Annotated in this window: 1 protein-coding gene; it reads right to left on the bottom strand. The window is 78.5% G+C overall.

Going from position 1 to position 923, the window contains the following annotated elements; genetic code table 11:
- Window positions 1-923, bottom strand: a 923-nt coding sequence (locus K6I33_RS35305) for a class I adenylate-forming enzyme family protein (RefSeq protein WP_229358870.1), incomplete at both ends; no start/stop codon positions are given.

Genomic DNA, 923 nt, shown 5'->3' with positions numbered 1-923 from the left:
GCGCGGGTCCGTGCCGGGGGCGGGCTGGACGAGGGCGGCGAGGCGTTCGTCGCCGTCGGGCGCGGGGACGCCGACGAGCAGGGCGAGTTCGACGCCGGGGATGTGCAGGGCCGGTTCGTACAGGCCGGGGTAGATGTTCTCGGCGCCGCGCAGCACCATGTCCTTGCAGCGGCCTTCGAGGACGATCCGGCCGTCCGTGTCGAGGCGGGCCCGGTCGCCGGTGCGGACCCAGGGGGCGGGGTCCTCGCCGAGGTAGCGGTGGCGGGCGGCGGCCCCGGTCAGGAGCAGTTCGCCCTCCGTGTCGAGGCGGGCCCCGACGCCGGGCAGCGGGGTGCCCACAAGGTCGCCGTCGCCCGTGAAGGCGGCCTTCTCGGCCTGTTCCACGGCGGCGGCCGGGAAGAGCTCCGTCAGGGCGTAGACGCCCCAGGCCTCGGTGGCCCCGGCCCGCTTGACGCGTGTGAGCAGCTCGGTGCTCGCGGGTGCCGAGCCCGTCCAGACGCCGCCGGTGAAGGAGGCGCCGGCGCCGAGCGCGGCACGTAGCTGAGGTGGTGTCAGGTAGGTGGCCTGGGGGCGGAGCCGGGCCAGTTGGCGGGCGAGGACACGGGGCGCGCGTGCGGGGAGCGCCACCGGGGCGCCCTGGGCCAGGGACGGTACGAGGACGAAGAAGGTGCCGCCGAGCACGGGCCGGCCGGCGCGGGGCGCGACGAGTCCGGTGACGGCGCGCATGCCCGCCGCGAGGGAGGAGCGGGTGTGCACCACGGCGCGCGGGCGCGCGGTCGTCCCGGAGGTGAAGACGACGGCGGCGTCGCCGTCGCCGTCCGGCCGCGCGGGCAGGGCGGTGCGCGGCGCCGTGAGGTCCAGGGGCGCGGCGCAGCCGGGGAGCCGGGGGCCGAGGGTGGCGACGGGGCCGAGCGCGGCGAGGT

This window comes from Streptomyces sp. UNOB3_S3 (assembly GCF_020740895.1).
Classification (GTDB): Bacteria; Actinomycetota; Actinomycetes; order Streptomycetales; family Streptomycetaceae; genus Streptomyces.
The sequence above is the reverse complement of the archived record's forward strand: the minus strand, read 5'-3'. Positions and strand labels throughout refer to the sequence as shown.